Genomic DNA, 26509 nt, shown 5'->3' on the forward strand with positions numbered 1-26509 from the left:
ACCAATATGAATGAACGTTTGGAAGTATCAGAGAAATTTCAACAACAGTTAAATAGTGTTTACAATGAGTATATCAATTTAAAAGATGCTTTAGTAAAAGAAGATTCAAAAAGTACTTCAACAAGCGCATCAACTTTACTAAACAATTTAACCAAAGTAGATATGAAATTGTTATCAGATAATAAGGCGCATAGCCATTGGATGTCATTAGAAAAGGAAATAAAATCTTCAGCGACCTCAATTTCTGAAACGTCCGATATAAAAGCACAAAGAGACCATTTCAAGCATTTGTCATCACATCTAATCAATGCTGTTCAACTATTTGGTGTAAATGAAAAAGTCTATTTAGAATTTTGTCCAATGGCAGATAATAACAAGGGTGCATTTTGGTTGAGCAAAGAAGAAAAAGTAATCAATCCATATTTTGGTGATGCAATGCTAACCTGTGGAGAAGTAAAACAAATAATAGAACAATAACAATTAAATTTTAAACAATGAAGAGAGTAATTTTAAGTATCGCTGTAATAGCAGCATTAGGTTTGACAAGTTGTAAAAACGAAACCAAAAAAGGAACAGAAACTACAACTACAAAAGTGTCAAAAGAAATGGCAATGACAGACCTGTCTTTTGGTGTGAGAGGAAATTGCGGAATGTGTAAAAACACCATCGAAAAAGCAGCTAACGGTGTTGAAGGTGTTGCAAGTGCTAATTGGGATGTCGATAAAAAGAAGATTGATGTATCTTTTGATGATACAAAAACCGATGCAATGGCAATCCATAAAGCAATCGCAGCTTCAGGTTATGATACCGAAAAAGTAGCTGGTGATGAAGAAGCATATGATGGTTTACCAGGTTGTTGTAAATACGACCACGAAATGATGATGAATCAATCAGGTGAAACAAAAAGTGATGAACATTCAAATCACGACCATTAAACCAATAATGAAAGAGTCTTTTTCGGAAGGCTCTTTTTTATTCCCCACAACCCAAAACCCAGTTTTTTCGTACCTCAAAATCCTCTGTCTTTTGTGTTGTTCCGCTCACCTAACAAGTTTAGCGTTTTTTTGTCTTTAAGGTAATAGCATATTACAGCTTTGGTTTTCATAAAATCAAACCAAACTGCAATAAGCTATTCTGTTATTATTTTCTCATAAAACCCTAAACTCACCCAAGCTATGTTACATAATACAAGTTATAGTAGCAAAAATCCTTTCAAGGGTTTGCTAACGCAGTATTCTTATATTTTCGTAGCTATAACTGGTATTATGTAAAATATCCGCTTATCCCACGCTCACATTGGAACTTCAAAGAAAATGACGTTATCTCATTCAACTGCACAAAATCATCGTTAAGTCCAAGTATTCCTTACCTCAAATCTTTGTTTGCTTTATTTCGTTAACTTTCATTTTAGGAAAAGTAAGATGAGGTAATAAAATAAAAAAGAAAGCAAATATAGGTAGCTTCCATCAGCCAACGCTCAATACTGTAAAGGTCAAGCCCTACGGGTTTTGAATAAAACTTTTTTATGAAGCAATCGTAAAAGATTTCAAGATTTTAGAGTAAAAAACTTTTACCCAAAAACCTTGACAGCATCATCCACGCTACCTTTTACATTGGCTGTCTTTTTTCTTTTCTTCAAAAAAATTATGGCAAAAGAAAAAGCCCTACAATAAAAATTATAGGACTCTTTCAGCTTCAAAGGTCAGAATGAAACTATGCTACTTCTACGATATTTAAAACGTTATATGCGCCATTTTTAAGCGGATACTGAATACCGTTAATCTCTTGGAAGAACTCTACCAATAAAACGAATATATCGTTTCCTGTGCCTGTTGGAACACCTGCAGGCGTTAGTGTTTGCGTTGCAGACGTTGAATCAATCGGAATATTCACAGTTGGACTGTATTCGATTGAATTATCTGTAGTATCAAAGTCAACTTTTAGAAATGCTGAACTTAAACTTACGTGTGTTGCGCCACTTGGATAGGCAATATCATTTGCAGGTGTTAAATTTGGAATCGTAATTTCACCAGTTGCACCATCTACAGTAAATGGGGCGAATAAAACAGCACTTAAAATGGCTCTATTATTAAAATCCAAGCCTTTTAATGTGGCTTTACCTTCTGGTGTTGCTAATCCTGTAGCTACATTTCTTTGTCCTCTTACAGAGGTTGTATCAAAGTTTTTAATTTGTGTCATTTTTTGAGTAACACGACTTGAAACTCGATTGTCTTTTGCTCTAATCATTAAGTTTCTAACTGATGTTCTCAATAGCTTACCAGATGATGCAGAACTTCCAAATTCTGAACCGTTTTCACGAGTACGTTCAAACGCTGGGTCATTTTGAATACGTTCTTTAGAAACACCGCCTTTAGTTTTTACTAAATAACCCTCTTTTGCTTTGTAAAAAGTTAGATTGTCTAACGTTCCTTCTAACTTGATAATACCTTTTAATTTTGCCATAACTAATACATTTTTTGATGATGAATATCAAATATACGAGCTATTGACTGTCAATGCATTAGAGTGCTTCCGTAGTGTTTATAAGTTGCCAAAACTTCCGTTTTAGTTAGTTTTTTCAATGGGATATTAGTCGTATATTGTATATAAGTGCTTTATAGCTACGGTATAGATAAAGTATAGTTAGAGTATTAATTTTAAATTTAAAGTGAATGAGTAGAATCTGTATTTACCCTAAAGACGTGCAGGTAGTAACAGGAAAGAGTGAGCGTTATGGCAGAACAATAATCAAAGCGATTAAAGAACGCCTTAACAAAGAAGCTCATCAGTTAGTTACTATCGATGAATTTTGCGACTTTATGGGCTTTGAAATCAGTAAAGTACAAGGATTAATCAAGTAAATTCCTTATCTTTACTACAAGGTATAAAGGTGACCTATTAGGTGACCCAACAATGGTACAGGACTGAAACAGTAATAAATAAAGGCACTACGAAAGAGGTTCACTTACCTCTTTCTCCGCTAAAAGCTTTATCTGTAATGGATAAAGCTTTTTTTTATGCATTTAAGTCTGTTTTGCGTCGATCTAAATTTTTAATAAATGGTTGCTTGGTTAAAAGTTGGCCAGTTGCTGCTTTTATAGCATTTGCCAGTGCACCACCAGCGGGTGGTAAGCCCGGCTCTCCAAGTCCTGTTGGTGACAGGTTGTTTTTTACAAAATGTGTTTCAACAATAGGTGTCTCTTTCATTCGTATGAGACGGTAAGTGTTAAAATTTATGTCTTGTGGTTTACCGTTTTTAAATGTAAAATCCCCATACATAGCATGGCCTAAACCATCAATAACACCACCTTCAATTTGATTTTTTGCACCTGTTGGGTTAACAACAATGCCACAATCAACGGCTACAGTTACTTTTTCTATAATAGGCAACCCATTACTAAGACTAATATCTACAACTTCTGCAACGTGGGTATTATGACTGTAATACGCTGAAAAGCCTTGATAAGTATTACTATCAGTTTGTCCCCAATTGCTTTTTTTAGCTGCAAGTTTAATAGTATCTGTCATCCGTTTGGCAGAATATTCTATACTATCATCTTTTCCATCTTGGACATTACTTAAAAGATCTAGCCTTAATTGAACAGGATTTGTATTTAATTCATCAGCTAACTCATCAAAAAAGCTCTGCTCAGCAAAAGCTAAAAAGTTTGTATAGGGAGCTCTCCAAGCACCAGTTGTTATATCACTCTTATAATTACCAGATTCTACTCTATAGTTTTTTATGGCACCAGCAGGAAAAAAATTAGGAATTAACCCATACATATTAGAGTTTATAGCTGCTTCTTTTAGATGATACCCTGTAATTTTACCATTTTTTAGTGCAGCTTTTATTCTGTATTTAATGGCTGGTCTATATATACCTGCTGCCATATCATCTTCTCTAGAAAAAACAACCTTAATTGGTAACTTTGTTATATTAGAGATTTCAGCAGCTTCCATTACAAAATCACCATACAGTCGTCTTCCAAAACCACCACCCATTCTCGTCATTTCTAAATGAATATCTGCTTCATCACGATTAATGAGTTTAGCGACACGACTAGCGGTGCCTGCAGGTGTTTGTATTGGCCCTACAAGATGTACTTTTGCATCACTAACATGTGCATAAAAATTCATGGGCTCCATACAGTTATGTGGCAAAAATGGAGATTCGTAAATGCGCTCAATAATTTTATCTGCACTAGCAAATGCTTTGTCTACATTACCATCATCTCTCCGTACATTGAGTTTTTTACTATTAAGAATCTTATTGAGTTCGTTGTGGTGATCCTCAGTACTCTCAAGCTTATTATCGTTGATCCAGTCAATTTTTAAGGCTTTTTTGCCTTTCATTGCTGACCATGTGTTTTTACCAATTACTGCTATTTTATCTCCAAACTGTATAACGTCTGAAACTCCGTTTACTGTTTTGGCATCTGTAGCATCAAAGGTTCCTATTTTTTGTCCAAAGGCTGGTGGTCGGGCAACAGAAGCATAGGACATGCCCTCAACTTTATAATCTAATCCAAATAAGGGTTTCCCAGTAATAATTTTATCTATATCCACATTTATAGCATCGTTACCAATAATGGTATAGTCCTTAGGTAGTTTTAAAGTAACATTCTCTGGAATTTCTAATTTAGCGGCTTCATTTACCACATCTCCATAGCCCAAAGTTTCACCCTTGGCATTAGTTATTATTCCTTTTGAAGCTGAGCATGTAGCAGCCTCAACACCCCATTTTAAAGCGGCAGCATTTATTAGCATTTGTTTTGTAGTGGCACCAGTTTGTCTTAACACATCCCATCCAAACCTAATAGATTGACTGCCACCTGCAACTTGTCTTTGAAAGTTTTTCGTATCTAAATTACCTTGTTCTACAGTCACATGTTCCCATGGTACATCTAATTCTTCGGCAATAATCATTGGCATAGATGTCTTTACTCCTTGCCCAATCTCTGGATTGGGAGAGTATAGGGTAACGTAGCCGTTATCTGCAATTTTTATAAAGGCATTAAACTCATTAAAATTGAGCTTAGAAACGTCAATTGGTGGTGTTGCTGTGTCTTTACAAGCATTAAATAAATTAAAACCAACTAATAGTCCACCAGTGGCTAACGTAGATGTTCTTATAAAGTTACGTCTACTAAATGTTATATTGTTTTTATTTTTCATGGCACTTTTTTATGACATTTTTTTTGCCGCTAGGGCAACTGCTTTTTCAATTCTGTTATAGCTTGCGCATCGGCAAATATTTCTATGCATAGCTTCTCTAATTTCAGTAGCATTAGGATTAGCGTTTTGCTTTAAAAAGGATGTAGCTGTCATTATTTGTCCTGCTTGACAATAGCCACATTGTGGCACATCTAGTGCTTTCCAAGCGTCTTGTACGGGATGTAATTCCTCGTTTGATAGTCCTTCAATCGTAGTGATTTTTACATCTTTTAGGTTCGCAGCAGGTACTGAGCAACTACGTACAGCCACTCCATCTACATGTACAGTGCATGCACCGCATTGTCCTATGCCACAACCAAATTTGGTGCCGACTAAATTTAATTCATCTCTTAAAACCCATAATAGAGGTGTGTCATCATCAGCTGTGACTGATTTGTTTTTGCCATTAACGTTTATGCTATACGTTGCCATAAATTTTGTTTTATGCTAAAGTTATAAAATATTTGGGTATTAAAATTGTGTAAAGATTAATATCGAATAATTATTATTTAGAACTATTTATATAATCCTTATAATCTTGGGCTGTATCAATATCTATAAGATTATCGTTAGACCTTATACTCAAAACATTAGTTGCGCTAGAATTTAAAAAATCTTTAGCTCCTTTATCTCCTCGCAGATGCAAGAGTGACTCAAAGTAGTGTTTCGGAAAAATAGCTGGTACGCCATAAGACGTATTATAGGTTGATGAAATTACATTGCCTGGGTTTTCTTTAGCTTTTTTAATTAATTGATTTATGTAGGCCGCATCAACATTAGGTTGATCTCCAAGTACAATTAGAACAGCATCAAAAAGGACATTATCATTCATTATAGCTCTAATACCTGCGTTTATACTAGAGCCAAGACCTTGCTTATAATTTTGGTTATGAACACAAGTTATGTTATAATCTTTAAGTTTTTCTGTTATAGGTTTCGTATGAGCTCCCAAAACACAGTAAAGCTTAGAAATATTAGAATTTAATAAGTTATTTATTACAACTGTGAGTAGCGTTTCTTTACCAATTGGGAGTAGTTGCTTCGGTTTCTTCATTCTTGTTGACGTCCCAGCAGCTAAAAGTAAAACGGCAATCTTCATTGTAAATGATTTATGGTGTTTAAAGGTATTTAAAATTAATTTCAATTCGTAAAAAGGACAGCATTATTGCTTATTTTTGAAAAAAAATGTGATGATAATTGATAAATTAAAATGGCGTTATGCGACAAAGAAATTTGACGCGGCAAAAGTACTTACAGCAGATCAGCTTCAGGTTTTAAAAGAGGCATTTAATTTAACGGCACTATCGTATGGTTTACAAACCTTAAAAATGATGGTAGTTTCTGATCCATCTATAAAAGCACAATTAGTTGAATATTCATACGGACAAAAACAAGTTGTTGATGCATCTCATTTACTCGTATTATGTGTCCAAAATACAATTGATGATAAAGATGTTGATCAACATTTTGAAACTATAAAATCAATACGACATACACCAGATTCTATTTTAGAACCATTTAAAAATCAACTGCATCAGTCAATTGAGCAAATGCCTACCGATAAAAAGTTAAGTTGGGCAACTAATCAGGCTTATATTGCTCTAGGTAATTTAATGACTGTTTGTGCCGTAGAGGGTATTGACAGTTGTCCGATGGAAGGCTTTATACCAGAGAAATATGATGCGGTTTTAGGTTTGGATAAACTCAATTTAAAGTCTGTTTTATTATTACCTGTTGGGTATAGGGCAGACGATGATATGTTTGCAGAGCTTAAAAAAGTAAGAAAACCTCTAAAAGATACAGTTATAGAATTGTAGAACACGCTTAAAAATGATAATAACACGTTAAACAACGTTATAATGTAATACACTATGCCAGGATTTGAACTATTTAGTGATTTAGAACGAAAAGAAGTTAATGACGTTTTAGAAAATGGTGTACTAATGCGCTATGGCTTTGATGCAATGCGCAACGGACACTATAAAGCAAAGGCTTTAGAGTCTGAATTGGCTTTAACGTTTAAGTCTAATTATGTACAATTAGTCTCTAGCGGTACAGCAGCAGTTACCGTAGCTTTAGCGTCCGCTGGTATTGGAGCAGGAGATGAAGTGATTATGCCAACCTTTACATTTGTTGCAAGTTTTGAAGCTATTATGATGTTAGGAGCCATACCAGTATTGGTAGATATTGATGATACTCTTACGTTAGATCCTAAAGCGGTTGAAGCAGCCATTACTGATAAAACAAAAGCTATAATGGTAGTACAAATGTGCGGTAGTATGGGAGATATGGATGCTTTACGTGCAGTTTGTAACACTCATAGTTTAATATTTGTGGAAGACGCTTGCCAAGCCATTGGTGGTACTTACAAGAAAAAACCTTTAGGGAGCATAGCAGATGTTGGTTGTTTTTCGTTCGATTTTGTAAAGACCATTACCTGTGGAGAGGGTGGAGCCGTAGTTACTAATAACCAAAGCTATTATCATAATGCAGATCACTACTCAGACCATGGGCACGACCACGTTGGTAATGATAGAGGTGCAGAAAGCCACCCATTCTTAGGTTATAATTTTAGAATTTCAGAATTAAATGCTGCCGTTGGTTTAGCGCAGGTAAAACGTTTACCAGAGTTTATTGCTATACAAAAGCAGAACTATACCATTATAAGAGATGTGCTCAAAACCATCCCAGAAGTAACTTTTAGACGTGTACCCGAAGGTGGTGAAGAAAGTTATGCATTTTTAAACTTCTTTTTACCAGACACAGAAACTGCTATAAACGTCTCGAATGAATTTAAGGCTAGTGGAATTGATGTTTGCTGGAATTATTTTGAAAATAATTGGCACTATATCCGTAAGTGGGATCATTTAAAAGAAGCCAAATCATTATATCCGCTCAGTGACGCTATTAAATCTCAATTAGATACACTTAGCAAAACTGTTTTTGCACAGTCCGATCATTGGATAGGTCGCAATATCTCTTGCCTTATAAAATTATCTTGGAGCGAAAAAGAGGTGCAAAACCGCGCAGAAATTATGCGTAATTGTATAAAAAAAGTGTGTTGTTAGCTATTGTATAGTTTGTGTATAGGCTGTTAACTATTCTAAGACTACAAATTGCTTTAGATTTATCAAAAAAAAAGATAATGAAACGTTTTTATGGCTTAATAACCTTGCTTTATTTATGTTATGGTGTATTGTATGCGCAACACTTACCAATTGGTTTTTCTGAGGTAAATGAAAATTTCATAGGTTTTGGAGGGAGTGGTTTTTCGTTTAATACCAATCCAAATGATTCCAATGATGCTGTTGGGCAATTTTTTAATGATGGTAATGATATATGGCAAGGCTTCTTTTTAGATTTGGCAGTGCCAATTGACCTCAGTGTAGAGCAACAACTGAGCCTTGATTTTTATCAGTTTGACCCTCAAAATCATACCATAATTCTTAAACTCGAAAATGGCACTGCTGAGAATGTTGAAGTTATATTGTCTAACTCTGGCACAGGTTGGACAGAAGGTATTGTTTTCGATTTTTCTAATGCCACAATAAGCGGCACTTCCACTAATATTTATGCTACTGGCAGTTACTCTAGATTAACTCTATTCATTGATGGAGGAACTAACCAAACAGGAACGTACTTAATTGATGATATAAATAATGGCACAGTACCTATAAATCCTAACGAATTAGACGTTATTTACACAGACTTGGTTTGGGCAGATGAATTTGACACCAATGGAGCAGTAGATGTTAATAATTGGTTTCTTCAGACGCAATTGCCAGCTGGTGGAAATTGGTTTAATGGAGAAGAGCAGCATTATACAAATCGTATAGAAAATGCTTTTGTAGAAAATGGATTTTTAAATATTGTAGCTAAAAAGGAAGTTTTTACAGACCAAGGGGAAACAAAGCAATATACCTCTGCAAGATTAAACTCTAAATTTGCATTTACCCACGGCAGAGTAGATGTTAGAGCTAAATTACCAGAGGGAGATGGTACTTGGCCAGCAATTTGGACTTTAGGCAAAAACATTAATGAAGATGGAGCTTATTGGGACAACCAAGGTTTTGGTACTACGTCTTGGCCTGCCTGTGGTGAAATTGATATTATGGAGCATGGTTTATATGCTACTAACCAAGTAAGTGTTGCGCTGCATTCGCCTTCTAGTTTTGGTAATACAGTAAATACAGCCACCCAAATGTTAGCGGATGTTGCAAATGATTTTCATGTGTATTCTGTAAATTGGTCACCTAATCAAATCACATTTCTTATAGATGGTGTGGGTTATTACACTTACAACCCTGCTGAAAAAGATGAGAATACATGGCCGTTTAATACCGATCAGTATTTACTGCTAAATATTGCAATGGGTGGTGTTTCTGGCGTTATTGATCCTAATTTTAACCAAAGTAGTATGGTTATAGACTATGTGAGGGTATATCAAAATTCTAGCTTAAGTACTGGTGATAATCTAAAAAAAAACAGTTTTAATGTGTATCCCAATCCTGCAAAAACGAGTATTACCTTAGCAGCAACTATTACAATAGATCGTATTACAATTTCTAATACGTTAGGACAAACCATTTGTAGTAGATATAATAATTTAAATCAGATAGATGTCTCTAATCTTAATGCTGGGCTATATATCCTAAAAATATACGCAGGTGATATAATAGACCAAAAACGTATTATTATTGAATAACTTAATAGTTAGTAGTTAACGTAATCTACAATCTCTAAACCATAACCAATCATACCAACACGCTTGGTCTGAAGACTGTTTGATATTAGCTTTAATTTACTAATTTTTAAATCGTGAAGTATTTGAGCTCCGATACCAAAATCTTTAGAGTCCATGCTAATACCAGGTGCTTTAACAAGTTTATCTTCGGTTTGATTTTCTTTAAGAATGTCTAATCTCGTCAGAAGATTCATGGATTGTATCTGTTGATTAATAAAGATAATAGCACCTTTGCCTTCAGAATTAATAACATTAAACATATCGTCTAATTTTTTATCTGCATTATTGGTTAGCGTTCCTAAAATATCATTGTTAATTAGTGTAGAGTTAACACGTGTTAGTATGGGCTCGTCAGATTTCCAATTGCCTTTTGTTAAAGCAATGTGTACTTGGTTGTTTGTGGTTTGTAAATAGGCTCTTAATCTAAATTTTCCGAAACGCGTTTGTATATCAAAATCTTCTTTCTTTTCAATAAGCGAGTCGTACTCCATACGATACGCTACCAAATCTTCAATAGAAACAATTTTTAGATTAAATTTTTTAGCGACCTCCATAAGTTGTGGTAAACGTGCCATGGAGCCATCTTCATTCATAATTTCTACAATAACACCTGCAGGTTCAAATCCAGCAAGTCGCGCAAAATCAATAGCAGCTTCGGTATGGCCAGTGCGTCTTAAAACGCCACCTTCTTTTGCAACTAAAGGAAAAATATGTCCAGGACGTGCTAACTCAAAGGACTTAGTGTCTCTTTTAACTAAAGCTTTTATAGTTTTGGCTCTATCGTTAGCAGAAATTCCTGTGCTTACTCCATTACCACGTAAATCTACAGATACTGTAAAGGCGGTCTCCATAGGATCTGTATTGTTTTTCACCATCATGCTTAACTCTAAATCTTTACATCGATTCTCAGTTAAAGGAGCGCAGATAAGACCTCTGCCATGTGTGGCCATAAAATTGATCATCTCTGGTGTTACCATTTCAGCAGCAGCTAAAAAATCGCCTTCATTCTCACGATTTTCATCATCAACTACAATAATAACTTTACCCTGTCGAATGTCTTCAATAGCTTCTTCAATGGTATTTAGGCTTGTTTTTTTTTGTGCAGTGGTGTAAGACATTTATAAAATGTATGTATATGGATGTAGCAAAGATACGCTTAATTTATATTCTTAATGCAACTTCTGTAGAAGTCTAAGCCAATCTTATTTCTCAAAACTACATATTTTAATGGGTAAAAAGGAAGGCCTAAAATTAAGAGTAGTGGATTAGTTTTTTTTCCTTCTTGGTCAATACGTTTATAAAATTTTGAATATTTAATACTATCTACCACAACGTAAATAACATATAGAACAAAGCTCATTATACTAAGTTTTAAACTAGCATCTGCAATTTCTGGTAATTTGTTATTTCTGCATATAAAATATAAGGCTAATAATATGCTGCCAATACAATAGCTAATTAGGCTTGTTTTTGAGTAGTCTTTATAGTCTTTTAAAAGTTGTTTACCCTCAATGAGGTTATCTGGTATTTCTAAGCCTTCAGATTGTAGTGCTTCTAATGATAGATTACGGTTTAATAAATTATGAAGTGCAATTTCTTTAGGCCTTTTATCAAGGTCATAGTCGTCTTGCTTTTTTATGATCGAAACTAATTCCTCAATTGAATAGCGTTTGTAATAGTTGTAGGATTTGGTATCACTTTCTGATAATTGTAATTTATTTTTTGATGAGAATAACCGTTTAAAAGGCACAATTATAGCATCAAACTGAAAAACACCTTTATCATTAGTAGCTCTGGTAGTTAAATAAATACTTAATGGTAGCATAACTGCCGTTGACAACCAAGACCCAATTATTGGACTAAACGACCCTTTTTCTGCACTATTCTTTGCGAAAATACCAAAGAAATGATACGTAAGAAATAATACTACGGCTATAACAATGGGTAGTCCTAATCCACCTTTTCTTATTAAAGCACCAAGCGGAGCACCAACAAAAAACAAAATGATACAGGCGATTGATAATACAAATTTATCATGAAAAGCAATGACGTGCTTATTTAAAACAATAGCCTTATTAGTAAGATTCTTGCGGTTAGAGTCTATAATTTGTCTTGTACTATTTGCAGAGTTTAAAGCAATATTAACGATTTGTGATTTTACATCACTGCTAAATAAATCTAATAAATCACCCGTGTACGTACTGTCCTTTTCTTCTATATTAATATTGGTATTAAGAATAGGGAAGGTGGTGCGTGTATATAAAGTTTTGGTTAATTTATCTTTGTCTTCCTTCCGTTGATTCTTTAGACTATCTATAGAGAATGTTAACTGATCTATTGTTTGCATATTATGCCGTCCCTTGTAATTCTTTTCGTCTAAATCTTCATTATTAAGAAGTTCTAAATCAACATTTATAATATAATTGTCAAAGTAACTTTTGGCATGAGGTTTATTAATATTTTTTCTGGTATCTCTATTTACAATCTCTTCATAATAATTACCATTAATAAGTTTTAACTGAAGTACGTTGGAGTCTTCACTGCTAATAAGTTCTCCTTTTTCAGAAATAATAACTTTATAATTACCCGGTCTTGCAGAGTTTTTATCGTGTATAATGACATGCTCTAAGTATTGACCTCTGTCTCCAGTTTTTTTATCTACTTTAATATTGATGTTACCAATTTCATTAAACTGACCTTCTGCAATAGCTAATGCTGGCTTTACTTTAGCAATATTACGTCTTAGATTATAAAAATTATATTCGCCCCAAGGAATTACATTATTAGCAAAAAAGAAACATGCCACTGCCAGTGTTATTATAAAAACACTAAGACTACGCATGGCACGTTGTAGCGATATGCCTGTAGATTTCATTGCAGCAAACTCATAATTTTCTGCAAAATTACCAAAAACCATTATAGAGGATAGTAATACGGTTAATGGCACAACCAAAGGAATTAACTTTGGGATGTAATAGAGAATAAATTTAGCTGTAACCGAAACATCCAGATCTTTTCCTGCAAGTTCAGAAATATACAACCACACACCTTGTAGAACAAAGATGAACATAAAGATAATAAGGACACTAAAAAATGTCCTTAAGAATGTGATAAGTATGTACCTATCTAATATTTTCACTAAGCTTAATCAATTTTATTAATAAAATAATCGCTGTATTTACTTTCTTCAAAAGTAAATAAGGTTTTTGATATAGGCTCATTTGTTTTAAAAGAATTAACGGTTAGTGTTGTTTTTGTTCCGTTTTTTCCAACTTCTATCAGATTATAGATATGTTTTGTAGTGGCATCTATACCTAATAATACATATTTTATTTCTGAATCAGTGTCAATAGGATTCAATTTTACATACTGAATTTTTCTGCCTTTTACTTTTTGAACAATATCCATTTTATAGGTATAGCCATCTTCATAAAACGACAGCATTTTACTTGGTGTTATAGTACTCTCATCTTCAGAATTATTAGATGAAATTGTCACTTCTTCATCCTCTGGGCTTATAGTATATAGGGTTTTGCCATCAAAAATACGTGTAATACCCAATATGTTGAGCTTGTATTTTTCTCCCTCAATAACAACATCGCCACGTGTTTCTTGCTTTATATCCTCACTTACATTATTAAGCACATATTTAAAATCTAAACTTATAGTTTTATATGCTTTCATTTTTTGACTTACTTCATTTAATAATGTTACAGCTTTTGCGTCGTTTTGAGAAAAACCAGACAAACTTGTAAAAATAAGCGCTACAATTACTATTCTTTTCATTTTAAGTTTTATATAAATTTTTATTTTTTTTCATTTTCTAATAGCTGATCTAGTGCTACAAAATCTGGTATTAACACTTGTCTTGCCTTACTGCCTTCAAAAGGTCCTACAATACCAGCGGCTTCAAGCTGATCTATAATTCTACCAGCTCTGTTGTAACCCAGTTTTAGTTTTCGCTGTAATAACGACGCAGAACCTTGTTGTGCTGTTATTATTATTTCTGCTGCGTCCCTAAACAACTTATCTCTGTCTGAAATATCTATATCAAGATTTGTGCCATCGTCGCTGCCAACATATTCTGGTAACAAATGAGCGTCTGGATAGGCTTTTTGAGAGCCTATAAACTCTGTGATTTTTTCAACTTCGGGTGTGTCAACAAACGCACACTGCAATCGTATTAAATCATTGCCTTGAGTATATAGCATATCACCACGGCCTATTAATTGATCGGCACCAGAACCATCTAATATTGTTCTGGAGTCAATTTTACTGGTTACTCTAAATGCAATACGTGCCGGGAAATTAGCTTTTATAATACCTGTAATAACATTAACAGAAGGTCGTTGCGTTGCTATTATTAAATGAATACCTATGGCTCTAGCCAATTGTGCTAACCTTGCTATTGGTGTTTCTACTTCTTTACCAGCAGTCATTATTAAATCTGCAAACTCATCTACAACAAGGACGATATAGGGCAAAAATTGATGTCCATCATTAGGGTTGAGTTTACGAGCTTTAAATTTTGCATTATATTCTGCTATATTTCTACAAAAAGCATTCTTAAGCATTTCATAGCGATTATCCATTTCTATACACAATGAGTTTAAGGTGTTTATAACCTTTGTGTTGTCTGTAATAATGGCATCTTCACTATCGGGTAGTTTTGCTAGATAGTGTCTTTCTATTTTATTGAATAATGTTAATTCTACTTTTTTAGGATCTACTAAAACAAATTTTACTTCCGCAGGATGTTTTTTGTAAAGCAAAGATGTTAATACAGCATTTAACCCAACAGATTTACCTTGACCCGTAGCACCTGCCATAAGTAAATGCGGCATTTTTGCTAAATCTACCACAAAGGTCTCGTTGCTAATGGTTTTACCAAAAGCAATTGGTAATTGCATTTTAGACTGCTGAAATTTTTGTGATGCAATTACAGATCGCATAGATACTATAGTAGACTTTTTATTTGGCACCTCAATACCAATGGTGCCTTTACCAGGTATCGGTGCTATAATTCTAATCCCAAGTGCAGCTAGGGAAAGCGCTATATCATCTTCTAGATTTTTAATTTTTGAAATGCGGATACCTGCATCTGGTACAATCTCATATAAGGTTACTGTTGGTCCTATGGTAGCCTTAATACTGCTAATACCAATCTTATAGTTAAGTAAGGTTTCTACAATACGGTTTTTGTTTTCTTCTAGTTCTTCTTGATCTATAGAGATGCCCTCATTGCTGTATTTTTTTAATAAATCTAAGGGAGGAAATTGATAATTACTTAATTCTAGTGTTGGGTCGAATTGACCAAAATCCTCTACGAGTTTATCAGCAAGATTGTCGGTTTCAGACTGTTCTTCTTTTGTAGATTCAACTTCTATTTTTAATTCGGGTTCTTCAATTTGTTCTTCTTCCTCATTGACTCCAACTTCCATTTTAAGATTATTAGTCTTAGTATCTGGTTTAGAGTTATTACTTATTGTAGGTTCGGAGTTTTCAAGAGGAATTTCGAAAGCAGATTTAAAAGCTTCGGCTTCTTCTGTTAAGCTATTATCAATAGTAACGGCAGGATTTTTAGAGTCCTTAAGCGTAGTTTCATCTTTCAAATCTTTTTTAGCACTATTAAATAGTTTGATGAATGACTCTCCTGTAATATTAAATCTAAGTGCCAAGTAGGCTATAAGCCCAAACAAGAGTAATAATACGGTGCCGATTTTACCTATGTAATCTTGAAAGAAATGATTCATTTCAAAACCAATAGTACCACCCAAAATATCATATTTATGCGAAAAAAAGCCAAGTAATATAGATAACCAGATTACAATTAATGTGCCCCAAATCCAATGTTTTCTGAGTTTTACCTTTTTAAGGTTTAATGTAACATACACTCCAGAGAGAAAAATAAGACCAGAAAATATAAATGAAGAAATACCAAATCCTTTTGTAATAAATAACTCACTAACCCAAGCACCTAGTTGACTTGCCCAATTTTTGTAAGCATCTGAGCGTTCAGGGAAATTTGTAAGAGCACTCTGGTCTTCCTTACCTGTAAATATGAATGATAAAAACGAAATAAAAAGTAAAACACCAATTATTATTAAAAGACTTCCTAGAATAAGCTTTTGCTGATTACTAAGTTGAAATGATGGCATAGCGCGTTTAACCTTAGGTTTGCTTTTTGCTTTAGGTGTCTTTTTTTTCTCTGTTGCTCTTTTTGCCATATTATATTTCTGTTATTTCAGAAATCTAAATTTAGTTGTTATTCGCTTTTGCGTGTTTTGATATGCCATTAACATACGTTGTTATTACATTGAGCTCTTTTGCCATTTCAGAACCTGAAAATTCTGAAATATCATCTAACGTTATATGTGCGTTATAGTACCGTAAATATTGCGATGCCAATGGTAAATAGGACCAGTGCCATTTTTCTAAATTATAACCGGTTCTACCGTTATTTTTTTCTGTGTAAACCTGATAAAACCCGTAATCATTTGCATTGGCTAATAACCAATTATATTCGGTTAGTCCTTTTCTGGTGTTAAAATACGAATTATTTAAACTATTTAAATCTAAATCTGTTCCCCAATGATGTCTAGATGTGCTAGGCATAGAACTATACTCTAATATTTTTAGCGCACGTTGTTTAGGAGATAACTTATGGTGTGTTTTCCATTTTCGCTCCCAGATTGCTTTTTGTTCATAGAAATTACGGGTGCCAGAAATTATTTTAAGCGTTACGCCTTCAATTAAGGCGGCGCTTTGCATCCTTAAAAAGGATTTATAAACCTCTTTTTGTAAGTATATGGTTTTATTTGTAAATTTTGAATCTTCCTTTATAAACGTGTTGTCTTGTTTATAATTAAACTTACCCAGAACAAACGTGTTTGTTATAGGCTGATTATCATTTTTTAAAACTGGTAAAACTTTTTGAGTCTTATTAAATGCCGAAGATTGTTTAGTAGTCTTATTTTCTTTACAACTACAACCCATAAAACAAGTTATAAAAAGTAATACAAAAATTTTCATAAAAATTTTAAAATAAGAGGTTTAAGATCTAATACTTAAATTAATACTTCGGTGTTTAAATAATTTTTGGCGCGTATATTATTACAGCTATTATAACAGCAACAATAGACGCAATAAATACAGCGCCTGCGGCAACATCTTTAATTAGACCTATCTTTGGATGGTGGTCTGGATGTATAAAATTTGCTAGATATTCAATGGCAGTATTTACTCCTTCAATACTCATAACTAGTCCAATAATGGTTGTTTGTATGAGCCACTCTGTTGTTGATATATTATAATAAAATCCAGCTGTAGTTACCACCATGGCAATAAACAGCTGAATTTTAATACTTGCTTCGGTTTTTACAAGGATAAACATGCCTTTAAAAGCATAACCTACACTTTTAAGCCGGTTAACAAAAAAAGAGTCCTTTTTTATCTGCATGAAAATTATGCTAAGCTTGTTAGAGCTTCATCGTAGTTTGGTTCTTCACCTATCTCAGACACTTGCTCAGTATATAGTACTGTACCATCGGTATCAATAACAACAATACAACGCGATAGTAAAGTTTCAAAAGCACCTGTAGAAAATGCAAGACCATAGTCCTTACCAAAAGCACCTGTTTTGTAATCTGATAGACTTATAACATTTTCAATACCCTCTGCACCGCAAAAACGACCCATAGCAAAAGGCAAATCTTTTGATATGCATAATATTTTAGTGTTATCTAAGTTACTTGCTTTTTCGTTAAATGTTTTAATGGATTGTGCACACACACCTGTATCAACACTCGGAAATATGTTTAAAACAAGACGCTGTCCTTTGTAATCTGCTAAACTTATATCTGCTAGTTCCGTATTTGTGAGTTTAAAATCTGGTGCTTTACTACCAACTGCTGGTAAGTTTCCTATTGTTTCTACTGGAGTTCCTCCTAAAGTTACGTTTGCCATTTTTAGTGTTTTAAATTTTGTTAAAAATAAAAAATATGTATTGCTTTAGTGTGAATAAAATGATAATGTTACACCAAAAAGCCTATTCACTACATAATAATGAACAGGCTTCTTCTTACAGTACTAGGGTTTCTATCTTAGCTCGGCACCCAACTTAGTTTCAAAATTATATTGAAGCTTAGACATAATTTTATCTATTTGCTTGTCATTAAGTGTTTTATGCTCATCTTGAAGCGTAAAGCTCACCGCATAACTTTTTTTGCCAGCAGGTAAATTTTTACCTTCATAAACATCAAATAAATTAACGGCTTTAAGAAATTGTTTTTCAGTTTGTTTAGCAATGGTGGATATATCTTCAAAAGTAATAGTGTTATCTAACAGCAAGGCAAAATCTCGTCTTACCTCAGGGTATTTTGGAATTTCGTTAAACTTAATTTTGTTATGCTTTGCCATGTCTATAACATTATCCCAGTTAAAATCTGCAAATAATACATTTTGAGAAATCCCGAAAGGTTTTAAAACAGATTTTTTTACCAGTCCAAAATCAACAAGTTGTTTTTTACCAAGCGATATACTTATACCTTCACTTAGGCTATCTAATTTTGTTGGTGCAGATTTTAAACGGTTCAAACCGAGCCTTTGTAGGATGGCTTCAACGGTTCCCTTTAAGTAAAAGAAATCGCTTGGTTTGCTTATACTATTCCAACGTTCATTTGTCTTATTACCAGTGATAAACAATGATAAATGTTTATGTTCAGAACGTTTATCTGAGTATTGATGATAGGTTTTACCAAATTCAAATAATTTTAAATCGCTACGTTTTCTATTTATGTTATGAGAAACTGCTTCTAAACCAGAAAATAATAAAGACTGGCGCATTACTTCTAAATCATTGCTAAGCGGATTTAACATCTTCACATTATGATCTTCATGTAAATCTGCGCTTAACGCAACATATTTAGGCGATGTTAACGAGTTAGCCATGATTTCAAAAAATCCTTGTGAAGCTAATTGATTCCCAATAATGTTTTGAAGCTTATAATCTTCAAATTTAGATGAATTAGAGATTGAAGCGTTTAATTTTTCTGTTGTACCAACATTATTATAGCCATAAACTCTTAGAATTTCTTCTATAATATCAGCTTCGCGCTGCACATCATTTCTATAAGCAGGCACGGTTAGTCCTAAACCCGTTTCGGTAACATTATTTACCTTTATATCTAAAGATGTTAAAATACTTTTAATAGTTTCTCTTGGGATTTCTTCACCAATTAATTTTTTCGCGTTATCAAAACTTAAACGAACTTCAAAGTCTTTAATTTTATTAGAATACGCATCTGAAATATCACTTGTTATCTCACCACCAGCTATTTCAATAATTAATAAAGCAGCACGCTTTAATGCGTATTCGGTTATATTTGGATCTATACCTCTTTCAAATCTAAAAGATGCATCTGTGTTTAACCCATGGCGCTTAGCTGTTTTTCTTATACTTACTGGGTCAAAATATGCGCTTTCAAGGAAAATGCTGTTAGTGTTATTTGTAACGCCAGAATCTATACCGCCAAAAACACCGGCAATACACATTGGTTTTTCGCCATCGCAGATCATTAAATCATCGTCGTGTAGTTCTCTTACAACTCCATCTAAAGTAGTAAATTTGGTGCCAGTTTTACAGGTTTTAATTTCAACCTTATTGCCTAGTATTTTATTGGCATCAAAAGCATGCAGTGGCTGACCTAGCTCGTGTAACACGTAATTGGTAGCATCTACTACATTATTAATAGGCGATAAGCCTATAGATTTTAAACGATGTTGCAACCAAGATGGTGATGACTCTACTTTAATACCAGAAATAGTGACGCCACAATAACGTGGGCACTTTTCTTTGTCTTTTATTTCTACATCAACCTTTAGAGATCTCGCATCTACATGGTAAGCCATTACTGATGGCGTTATAAGCTCTAATTGCACTTCTTTTTGTAGTAAACCTGCTTTTAAATCTCTAGCCACACCATAATGACTCATAGCGTCTGCACGATTGGGAGTTAAGCCAATCTCAAAAACATCGTCATTTTCAATATCAAAGACATCTGCTGCTGGTGTGCCAACTTTAAGCGCATTATCTAAAACCATGATACCGTCATGCTCTTCGCCAAGACCTAATTCGTTCTCAGCGCAAATCATACCATGACTTTCTTCACCACGTATTTTACCCTTTTTAATCTTCCAAGGTTCTCCTTCTGCGGTATATAAGGTTGTTCCTATGGTTGCGACTGGTACTTTTTGCCCTGCCGCAACATTTGGTGCACCACAAACAATTTGTACAGGTGTATCTCCACCAATAGCTACAGTTGTAACTTTTAAGCGATCTGCATTTGGGTGTTGTTTACAGGTTAAAACTTCACCTACAACGATGCCTTTTAGGCCTCCCTTTACAGATTCGTAGCGTTCTATTCCTTCTATTTCTAAGCCAAGATCAGTGAGTAATTCACCAGTTTTCTCGGCATCCCAATCTATCTTAATAAACTGTTTTAGCCAGTTGTATGAAATTTTCATGCGGTTAATTTAATGAAGCCACAAAGATAATAATACTTGTCGCTTAATGAAATGACGGCATTGCTTTTTTATGTAAGCTATTTGTTGTTATTTCGAATAAAATTAAAACTACCAAAATCCATGCGTTACTTTATATCTTTTATGCTCGTTGCTACACTGCTTTATTCGTGCAATAATGAATTAAAAAATAGAGCTTTAGAGCCAGGATCTTATAGAGCGTGGCTACCAATACAAGAGGCGCAAAGCATCCCTTTTGTTTTTGAAGTTGTGGCCAAAAATAAACTTAAGATTTTTAATGCTGAAGAGGTTATTGAGGTTACTGAAATAGTCTATGAAAATGATTCGGTTTATATAAATTTACCCGTTTTTGAAGATTATATAGTTGCTAAAATCAAAAATGAAGAAAGCTTAAATGGCTATTATGTTAGTCCAGATCGTAATAGAAAAGTTCCATTTAGAGCAGAGGGTCATCTTAATAATCGATTTGATACAAGTACTCAGCCTGCGCAAGATGTTTCCGGAATTTGGGAAACTACTTTCAGTAAAAATGTTGTAGGTGAGGAGTATATGGCAAAAGGAATATTTGAACAAAAAGGAAGTAATGTTACAGGTACATTTAGAACAACTACAGGCGATTATCGTTATCTTGAAGGTGTTATGGATGGCGATACCATGAAATTATCGACCTTTGATGGTGCGCATGCGTTTTTATTTACAGCAAAAGTGACGGACTCTACAATGAATGGTACATTTTACTCTGGCAACCACTGGGAAGAACCTTTTGTAGCCAAGCGTAATCCTAAGTTTAAATTACCAAATGCAAACGCGTTAACTTTTTTAAAGGAAGGGTTTAGTGGTATTGATTTTACCTTTCCTAATTCGTCTAATGAATTAGTTAGTCTTAAAGATGATGCATTTAAAAACAAGGTTATTGTTGTGCAAATTATGGGTACATGGTGTCCTAATTGTTTAGATGAGAGTAAGTATTATGCGGAATTTTATAAAACCAATAAAAGTGAGGATTTAGAATTTATTGCTCTGGCCTTTGAATATGCTAAGGATAAAGAAACTGCCTTTAGTAGAATAGACCGTTTAAAATCAAAAATTGGGATTGAATACCCTATACTTTTAGCGCAATATGGTACATCAGATAAGGTAAAAGCACAGGAGAAATTACCAATGCTCAATCATGTGTTATCGTACCCAACCACAATTTTTATTGATAAAAAAGGTAAAGTTCGTAAAATACACACAGGATTTAACGGACCTGCTACTGGCAGCAAGTACCTCGAATTTAAAGAAGACTTCGAAAGTTTTATATCAGAATTAAGAGCTGAGTAAATTATAACACTAGGCGCTAACAGTTGTTATAATATGTCTTTAATACAGCATCAATAGCCTTCACCACAATTTGAGCGTTTGCTTTACTGAAACAAAGCGCTGGTTTAGTTTTAATAACATTATCAAAAGGCCCATCTGTGCTAACTAAAATATACTGTTTGCGTAATTCGTTTTTTATATGGTGAGCCAACGCTGTGTTTGGATCTTTTGAGTTATCCTTAACGATTTCTACACCAATAAATAAGCCTTCTCCACGTACATCACCTATGCACTTATAGGTTTGCATTAATGTATTGAAAAGTGATTTGTAGTATTGGCCTACAACTTTAGCGTTTTCTTGCAGTTTTTCTTCCTCAATAACATCTAAAACGGCCGAAGCTATACTGCAAGACACAGGATTTCCGCCGAAGGAACTAAAGAATTCTACACCTTTTTCAAAAGAACGCGCAATAGCTTCGGTGCAAACCACAGCACCCATTGGATGGCCGTTTGCAATCGGCTTACCTAAGATAACCATATCTGGTATAACACCATGAGCTTCATAGCCCCAAAAATGATGACCCACTCTACCAAAACCAGTTTGCACCTCGTCGCTGATACAAATACCTCCTTGTGCTCTCATAGCCGGATAAACTTCTTTAAGATAGCCTATAGGTAAAGGTACTTGCCCAGCACAGCCTACAATAGGTTCGCTTATAAATCCGGATATTGGAACTTTACTGGCCTTAATTTGCACTGCAGCATCTTTGCCGTATAAACTGCCTGCATTAGGGTTATTATTTTGATATTTCCCTTTATAAGTGTCCGGTAATGCTGTTTTTATAATGTGTTGTTTTTGACCTTGACCTTTAGGGTTATTAAATTTATAATCGCTAATATCTATGGAGGTTTGTGTATTGCCATGATATCCTAACTCCATCACCATCATGTTTGAGTTACCTGTGTGATTATTCGCCATTCTTATGGCTAAATCACTGGCTGCGCTGCCAGAATTAACAAAGAAGACCTTATTGAATTGCGAAGGAAAATAGGAGAGGAGCTTCTCGGTATATTCCGCCAATTCATTAAATAAATACCGTGTATTGGTGTTTAGTTTTGCCATTTGTTTTTGTCCTGCTGCAACAACCTTTGGATGCGAATGCCCTACATGCGGAATATTATTATAAGCATCTAAAAACGTATTACCCTCAGCATCATACATATACTGAAATGCCGAACGCACCATATGAATTGGTTCCTCATAACTTAAGGACAAAATTGGACTAATATGTTTGTGCCTTCTTATTATAACAGCTTCTGTTGATATTGTTTTATGACTTTCAAAATTGGCTGCTTTTCTAAATTCGTTTTCTGCTTTAAGCGGATTAATGGTAAGCCAATGGTGTAGCATTTTCCAGGCGGTATTTTCACTTACAGAAGTGTAAGTGTTATCTGGGTTTGCTTTACGTGCATGTGCAGAATTACATACGCTTGTGCATAGTCTTGCAGCTATTAGATAGTAAAGAATTTTTAGTTCCTTTTCTTGTAATGGCAGTATGTTATTATAGGCTTTAACGAGTATTACGGCCCAATCCAAAGGATGCTCCTTGTCGTAACACCCATAAACAATAGCAATGGCAAGTTCGTTAATTAATAACGTATGCGCTACGTCTCCAAAGTCTATGATACCTGCTATTTTATCACCATCTACCAATACATTCCATTCGTTGGCATCGTTATGTATGATTTGTTTTCTCAACTCAGGGATGAGTGGTCTTACGATTTCTTCAAATTGATTAAAAAAATAGGTGACGATATTTCGGCCTTTGGCATCAGCAATATCAGCAATATAGGCTCTATTTAATTCAAAATATTGAAGATCCCACTTACAGCGTCTTGCCTTTATTGTGTAGTTGGTAAGTTGCTTAAGCTCAATATCTAGTTTTGCTAAAAATGTACCTAACGCTTCAAATAATGCAGGTGTGTGCTTTGCATCACCAAGAAATTCACCTTCTAAAAAAGAAAGCATTCGGCCAATCTCATTATGACTAGGTGTTATGGTCTTTACATAAGAACCATCTTTATAGGGAATTGGTTTTGGTACAAATGAATTAAATTGTTGTTGTAAAAATAGAAGTACGTCATTCTCAGCCTCAACAGTTGCGTTTATAGACGTGGTGTGTTTGTAAGTTTTATAAATAAAATCCTTGCTTTTGGTCTTTATAAGATAATTTTTACTCTCATAGCCATTGAGTTGTTTATGTTTAACAACATGAATACCAAACGCTTTTTCTAAGATTTTTTTCATTTATTTAAACACTTCTTCTGGGTTAGAGAATGCTTTAAACTCTAGAGGATTTCCGCTATAATCAAACACAAACATAGTTAATTGCTCTCCAACTTTTCCTTTATAGCGTTGTTGTGGCTTTATAACAAATTCTACATTGGCATTTTCTAAACGTTGCTGTACATCCTTAAATTGCGATGCTGTAAGTAAGCAACCAAAATGAGGTATAGGAACACTAATTCCATCTACTTTACCGCAATAATCTAATTCTGGAATATTATCGCTGATATGGGCAGATAATTGATTATTAAAAAAATCGAAATCAATCCAGGTCGCAGTAGATCTGCCTTCGGTACAGCCTAAGATATCGATATAGAATTTTCGGGTGGTTGCTATGTCTTTTACTTTAAATGCGTAGTGAAATGCTGCCATAATAACTTAATGATTTAATTTTAGGAAACAATATAATTAGTTATGTTTTATGCGTATTAACTTTTGCAGGTAAAAATACAATAAAATTGAAATGAGAGGTTGTGTTAGATGTTAGTCAACACTTATATCTCTTTAAAAAAAAGTAGCGTGGTATTAAATAAAAAAAATTTAATACTATGGGTTTGCTGTATATATATTGCAAAATAGCGATTGCTTATAAGATCTTTAAACTCTAAATTATGGCCTTAAAAGCTGGCGCACTAATTTTAGTTAGGTTAAAACAAACTAAGGTGCTAATTATATCATTAAAATTCACTGTTGGTTAATGTATTAATTGTTGAGCCTTTTAAATACAGAATAGTTTATTTTTTTGGTAAGTTCTGGGTTGTTTATTAAGCCAGATTCTGCATGAGCTGGATTATTAGAACCCTCAACTAGCTTAAAAAAATAAGCTTCTTCAACGTCTAAGCTGTCTATAGTTTTTATATAAACTTCTAATCTTTCACTTTGGTAGTCTTCTGAAATAGGTTCTATATTTACATTTGGGCCACCAAATTCAGTAATAATGATAGGTTTTTGAACCATAGTTTGAAAATTCTCAAAATATTTAATCCAATTTTCTGCATCATCGTAAAGATGCATATCTACCATGTCGTAATTAGCATTTTGCAAAACATATTCAATCCTTGTTACAACGTCTTGTATCTCTGCGGTGTTGCAATTATTATCTAAAAACGTTCGGTCGTATAAATTACCTTCATCATCATAAAATTCATCTACTAATCCATTACAGCCTACTAAAAATCTCAGCGATATTGTTGTGAATCCACCTAATACAAATTCTGTTTCTGGCGAAAATTGCTGTATGGCATTATAAACAATATTATTCGCTGTAACAAAATTTTCCGCACTACCTATATACCAAAAAGTGGATTGCCATTCGTTTCCAAATTGTATTTTAGATATTTTGTTTGGATAGCGTTGTAATAATGCCTCTATATAATTTTTAAATTTTTCATTGTCCTGAAACACACACGAATTTGTATTCTGTTGTCCGCTGCAAGCCCAATCTGGTCCATTAGACTGAATGGTTAATAACACATTTAATCCATTGTTTTCTGCCCAATTGATGCGTTGATCTAGTGATGCCCAATTAAAATTACCTTCAGAGGGTTCTCTAAACGACCATTTTTCACCAATACGAATAATATTAACATTTAACTCGTTAAGAAGAGGTGCGGCAAAGGATCTTTGCTCTTCGTCGGCTACTGGCGGAAAAGAAATGCCTAAATTAAAATTTATGTCGTCTTCTGTATTGGTAATTCCGTTATTATTGTCACTTTTAGAACAATTTATGAGCGAAATTAAAAGGAGAATAGTAATAATAGATCGCATAATTATAGGTGTTAGTTGTATTTTTTAGCAACTAATATTTTTTAGAATAAATTTTAACTAATATAAGACTATAACTATGGTTTAGTTCAATATTTATCTTTTAAAAAATTAAAATAGTACTTTATTTTACGTTGAAATAAATTGATATTAGAATTATAAATAAAATTTAACTGATATAATTCCAGATATTACGATACTTGCTCATTTGACGATATGTGTTTAAAATCATTTTATGTTCAGCTAAACTTAAACTTGGGTCTAATTTTAATACCGCCTTGGCATGGTAGCGAGCATGTTCTAAAATATCCTTATCCTTTACAATATCTGCAATGCGGAGATGTAATATTCCGCTTTGTTGTGTACCCATAATATCTCCAGGTCCTCTAAGTTTAAGATCTACTTCGGCAATTTCAAAACCATCATTAGATCTTACCATAGTTTCTAAACGTGTTCTACTGTCGTTACTTAATTTATGGCTGGTCATTAATATACAATAACTTTGTTCAGCTCCACGACCTACACGACCTCTAAGCTGATGCAATTGCGATAAGCCAAAACGCTCAGCGCTCTCAATAATCATTACAGAAGCATTA

At 33.9% G+C, this 26509-nt stretch carries 22 protein-coding genes and 1 pseudogene; 7 read left to right on the forward strand and 16 right to left on the reverse strand.

What is annotated here, in order from left to right; translation table 11 throughout:
- Together Q0800_RS12110 and Q0800_RS12115 are read left to right on the forward strand one after the other, a co-directional pair.
- Nucleotides 1-477 (forward strand): DUF3347 domain-containing protein (locus tag Q0800_RS12110; RefSeq protein WP_299130104.1); only part of this gene is annotated, 477 nt, incomplete at its 5' end.
- A 17-nt stretch (nt 478-494) separates the two neighbouring features.
- Nucleotides 495-935: a heavy-metal-associated domain-containing protein gene (locus Q0800_RS12115; protein WP_299130106.1), complete on the forward strand. Its 441-nt coding sequence runs from the start codon at nt 495-497 to the stop codon at nt 933-935.
- A 778-nt stretch (nt 936-1713) separates the two neighbouring features.
- On the opposite strand, the gene Q0800_RS12120 is transcribed toward Q0800_RS12115, so the two are convergent.
- On the reverse strand, nt 1714-2463 hold the full coding sequence (locus tag Q0800_RS12120; protein WP_115839042.1) for a hypothetical protein: 750 nt from the start codon (nt 2461-2463) through the stop codon (nt 1714-1716).
- A 209-nt stretch (nt 2464-2672) separates the two neighbouring features.
- On the opposite strand from Q0800_RS12120, the gene Q0800_RS12125 reads away from it, so the two are divergent.
- Nucleotides 2673-2861: a hypothetical protein gene (locus Q0800_RS12125; RefSeq protein WP_035325018.1), complete on the forward strand. Its 189-nt coding sequence runs from the start codon at nt 2673-2675 to the stop codon at nt 2859-2861.
- A gap of 154 nt (nt 2862-3015) precedes the next feature.
- On the opposite strand, the gene Q0800_RS12130 is transcribed toward Q0800_RS12125, so the two are convergent.
- From Q0800_RS12130 to Q0800_RS12140, 3 genes are all read right to left on the reverse strand, one after another.
- On the reverse strand, nt 3016-5175 hold the full coding sequence (locus Q0800_RS12130) for a molybdopterin cofactor-binding domain-containing protein (RefSeq protein WP_299130110.1): 2160 nt from the start codon (nt 5173-5175) through the stop codon (nt 3016-3018).
- A 9-nt stretch (nt 5176-5184) separates the two neighbouring features.
- On the reverse strand, nt 5185-5646 hold the full coding sequence (locus tag Q0800_RS12135; RefSeq protein ID WP_299130112.1) for a (2Fe-2S)-binding protein: 462 nt from the start codon (nt 5644-5646) through the stop codon (nt 5185-5187).
- A gap of 73 nt (nt 5647-5719) precedes the next feature.
- The gene (locus tag Q0800_RS12140; RefSeq protein ID WP_299130115.1) at nt 5720-6313 is read right to left on the reverse strand and encodes a nucleotidyltransferase family protein; all 594 of its coding nucleotides are present in this window, start codon (nt 6311-6313) and stop codon (nt 5720-5722) included.
- A gap of 91 nt (nt 6314-6404) precedes the next feature.
- Between Q0800_RS12140 and Q0800_RS12145 the strand changes: the two genes are divergently transcribed.
- From Q0800_RS12145 to Q0800_RS12155, 3 genes are all read left to right on the forward strand, one after another.
- Nucleotides 6405-7031: an NAD(P)H-dependent oxidoreductase gene (locus Q0800_RS12145; protein WP_366518845.1), complete on the forward strand. Its 627-nt coding sequence runs from the start codon at nt 6405-6407 to the stop codon at nt 7029-7031.
- 54 nt (nt 7032-7085) lie between these two features.
- Nucleotides 7086-8282 (forward strand): DegT/DnrJ/EryC1/StrS family aminotransferase, encoded by a 1197-nt coding sequence (locus Q0800_RS12150; RefSeq protein WP_299130119.1) that lies wholly within the window; start codon nt 7086-7088, stop codon nt 8280-8282.
- 77 nt (nt 8283-8359) lie between these two features.
- Entirely contained in the window at nt 8360-9919 is a 1560-nt protein-coding gene (locus tag Q0800_RS12155) for a family 16 glycosylhydrolase (protein ID WP_299130121.1), read from the forward strand.
- A gap of 8 nt (nt 9920-9927) precedes the next feature.
- On the opposite strand, the gene ribB is transcribed toward Q0800_RS12155, so the two are convergent.
- The 8 genes from ribB to pheT all read right to left on the reverse strand — a co-directional run bounded on the left by ribB (nt 9928) and on the right by pheT (nt 20482).
- On the reverse strand, nt 9928-11076 hold the full coding sequence (ribB, locus tag Q0800_RS12160; protein WP_299130124.1) for a 3,4-dihydroxy-2-butanone-4-phosphate synthase: 1149 nt from the start codon (nt 11074-11076) through the stop codon (nt 9928-9930).
- Between the two features lie 38 nt (nt 11077-11114).
- The gene (locus tag Q0800_RS12165) at nt 11115-13097 is read right to left on the reverse strand and encodes an LptF/LptG family permease (protein ID WP_299130127.1); all 1983 of its coding nucleotides are present in this window, start codon (nt 13095-13097) and stop codon (nt 11115-11117) included.
- A 5-nt stretch (nt 13098-13102) separates the two neighbouring features.
- Entirely contained in the window at nt 13103-13744 is a 642-nt protein-coding gene (locus Q0800_RS12170; protein ID WP_299130128.1) for an outer membrane lipoprotein carrier protein LolA, read from the reverse strand.
- Between the two features lie 20 nt (nt 13745-13764).
- Nucleotides 13765-16185: a DNA translocase FtsK gene (locus Q0800_RS12175; protein WP_299130129.1), complete on the reverse strand. Its 2421-nt coding sequence runs from the start codon at nt 16183-16185 to the stop codon at nt 13765-13767.
- Between the two features lie 31 nt (nt 16186-16216).
- Nucleotides 16217-16990: a M15 family metallopeptidase gene (locus tag Q0800_RS12180; protein WP_299130130.1), complete on the reverse strand. Its 774-nt coding sequence runs from the start codon at nt 16988-16990 to the stop codon at nt 16217-16219.
- Between the two features lie 55 nt (nt 16991-17045).
- Complete coding sequence (locus Q0800_RS12185) at nt 17046-17417, reverse strand: diacylglycerol kinase family protein (protein WP_299130134.1); 372 nt, start codon at nt 17415-17417, stop codon at nt 17046-17048.
- A 5-nt stretch (nt 17418-17422) separates the two neighbouring features.
- Nucleotides 17423-17923, reverse strand: a complete 501-nt coding sequence (gene tpx / locus Q0800_RS12190) for a thiol peroxidase (protein WP_299130137.1) — start codon at nt 17921-17923, stop codon at nt 17423-17425.
- A gap of 132 nt (nt 17924-18055) precedes the next feature.
- On the reverse strand, nt 18056-20482 hold the full coding sequence (gene pheT / locus Q0800_RS12195; RefSeq protein WP_299130141.1) for a phenylalanine--tRNA ligase subunit beta: 2427 nt from the start codon (nt 20480-20482) through the stop codon (nt 18056-18058).
- 120 nt (nt 20483-20602) lie between these two features.
- Here pheT and Q0800_RS12200 point away from each other — a divergent pair, with 120 nt between their 5' ends.
- Nucleotides 20603-21823 (forward strand): TlpA disulfide reductase family protein, encoded by a 1221-nt coding sequence (locus tag Q0800_RS12200; protein WP_299130145.1) that lies wholly within the window; start codon nt 20603-20605, stop codon nt 21821-21823.
- Nucleotides 21824-21839: 16 nt separating this feature from the next.
- Here the strand turns inward: Q0800_RS12200 and Q0800_RS12205 are convergent, their stop codons facing one another.
- From Q0800_RS12205 to Q0800_RS12220, 4 genes and pseudogenes are all read right to left on the reverse strand, one after another.
- A complete protein-coding gene (locus Q0800_RS12205) occupies nt 21840-24110 on the reverse strand; it encodes an aminotransferase class III-fold pyridoxal phosphate-dependent enzyme (RefSeq protein ID WP_299130148.1) in 2271 nt (756 codons plus the stop codon).
- Nucleotides 24111-24521 carry a VOC family protein gene (locus tag Q0800_RS12210; protein WP_299130152.1) on the reverse strand — a complete coding sequence of 137 codons (411 nt, stop codon included), beginning with the start codon at nt 24519-24521 and terminating at the stop codon, nt 24111-24113.
- A 330-nt stretch (nt 24522-24851) separates the two neighbouring features.
- A complete protein-coding gene (locus Q0800_RS12215) occupies nt 24852-25916 on the reverse strand; it encodes a glycosyl hydrolase (protein ID WP_299130155.1) in 1065 nt (354 codons plus the stop codon).
- Between the two features lie 166 nt (nt 25917-26082).
- Nucleotides 26083-26509 (reverse strand): annotated as a pseudogene (locus tag Q0800_RS12220) (ATP-dependent DNA helicase RecG); the annotation flags it as partial.

This window comes from uncultured Winogradskyella sp., from assembly GCF_937958655.1.
In the GTDB taxonomy this organism is placed as follows: Bacteria; Bacteroidota; Bacteroidia; order Flavobacteriales; family Flavobacteriaceae; genus Winogradskyella.

Coding starts and splice junctions, on each gene's coding strand:
- Q0800_RS12115 (WP_299130106.1), top strand. CDS start 495: ATGAAGAGAGTAATTTTAAGTATCGCTGTAATAGCAGCATTAGGTTTG.
- Q0800_RS12120 (WP_115839042.1), bottom strand. CDS start 2,463: ATGGCAAAATTAAAAGGTATTATCAAGTTAGAAGGAACGTTAGACAAT.
- Q0800_RS12125 (WP_035325018.1), top strand. CDS start 2,673: ATGAGTAGAATCTGTATTTACCCTAAAGACGTGCAGGTAGTAACAGGA.
- Q0800_RS12130 (WP_299130110.1), bottom strand. CDS start 5,175: ATGAAAAATAAAAACAATATAACATTTAGTAGACGTAACTTTATAAGA.
- Q0800_RS12135 (WP_299130112.1), bottom strand. CDS start 5,646: ATGGCAACGTATAGCATAAACGTTAATGGCAAAAACAAATCAGTCACA.
- Q0800_RS12140 (WP_299130115.1), bottom strand. CDS start 6,313: ATGAAGATTGCCGTTTTACTTTTAGCTGCTGGGACGTCAACAAGAATG.
- Q0800_RS12145 (WP_366518845.1), top strand. CDS start 6,405: ATGATAATTGATAAATTAAAATGGCGTTATGCGACAAAGAAATTTGAC.
- Q0800_RS12150 (WP_299130119.1), top strand. CDS start 7,086: ATGCCAGGATTTGAACTATTTAGTGATTTAGAACGAAAAGAAGTTAAT.
- Q0800_RS12155 (WP_299130121.1), top strand. CDS start 8,360: ATGAAACGTTTTTATGGCTTAATAACCTTGCTTTATTTATGTTATGGT.
- ribB (WP_299130124.1), bottom strand. CDS start 11,076: ATGTCTTACACCACTGCACAAAAAAAAACAAGCCTAAATACCATTGAA.
- Q0800_RS12170 (WP_299130128.1), bottom strand. CDS start 13,744: ATGAAAAGAATAGTAATTGTAGCGCTTATTTTTACAAGTTTGTCTGGT.
- Q0800_RS12175 (WP_299130129.1), bottom strand. CDS start 16,185: ATGGCAAAAAGAGCAACAGAGAAAAAAAAGACACCTAAAGCAAAAAGC.
- Q0800_RS12180 (WP_299130130.1), bottom strand. CDS start 16,990: ATGAAAATTTTTGTATTACTTTTTATAACTTGTTTTATGGGTTGTAGT.
- Q0800_RS12185 (WP_299130134.1), bottom strand. CDS start 17,417: ATGCAGATAAAAAAGGACTCTTTTTTTGTTAACCGGCTTAAAAGTGTA.
- tpx (WP_299130137.1), bottom strand. CDS start 17,923: ATGGCAAACGTAACTTTAGGAGGAACTCCAGTAGAAACAATAGGAAAC.
- pheT (WP_299130141.1), bottom strand. CDS start 20,482: ATGAAAATTTCATACAACTGGCTAAAACAGTTTATTAAGATAGATTGG.
- Q0800_RS12200 (WP_299130145.1), top strand. CDS start 20,603: ATGCGTTACTTTATATCTTTTATGCTCGTTGCTACACTGCTTTATTCG.
- Q0800_RS12205 (WP_299130148.1), bottom strand. CDS start 24,110: ATGAAAAAAATCTTAGAAAAAGCGTTTGGTATTCATGTTGTTAAACAT.
- Q0800_RS12210 (WP_299130152.1), bottom strand. CDS start 24,521: ATGGCAGCATTTCACTACGCATTTAAAGTAAAAGACATAGCAACCACC.
- Q0800_RS12215 (WP_299130155.1), bottom strand. CDS start 25,916: ATGCGATCTATTATTACTATTCTCCTTTTAATTTCGCTCATAAATTGT.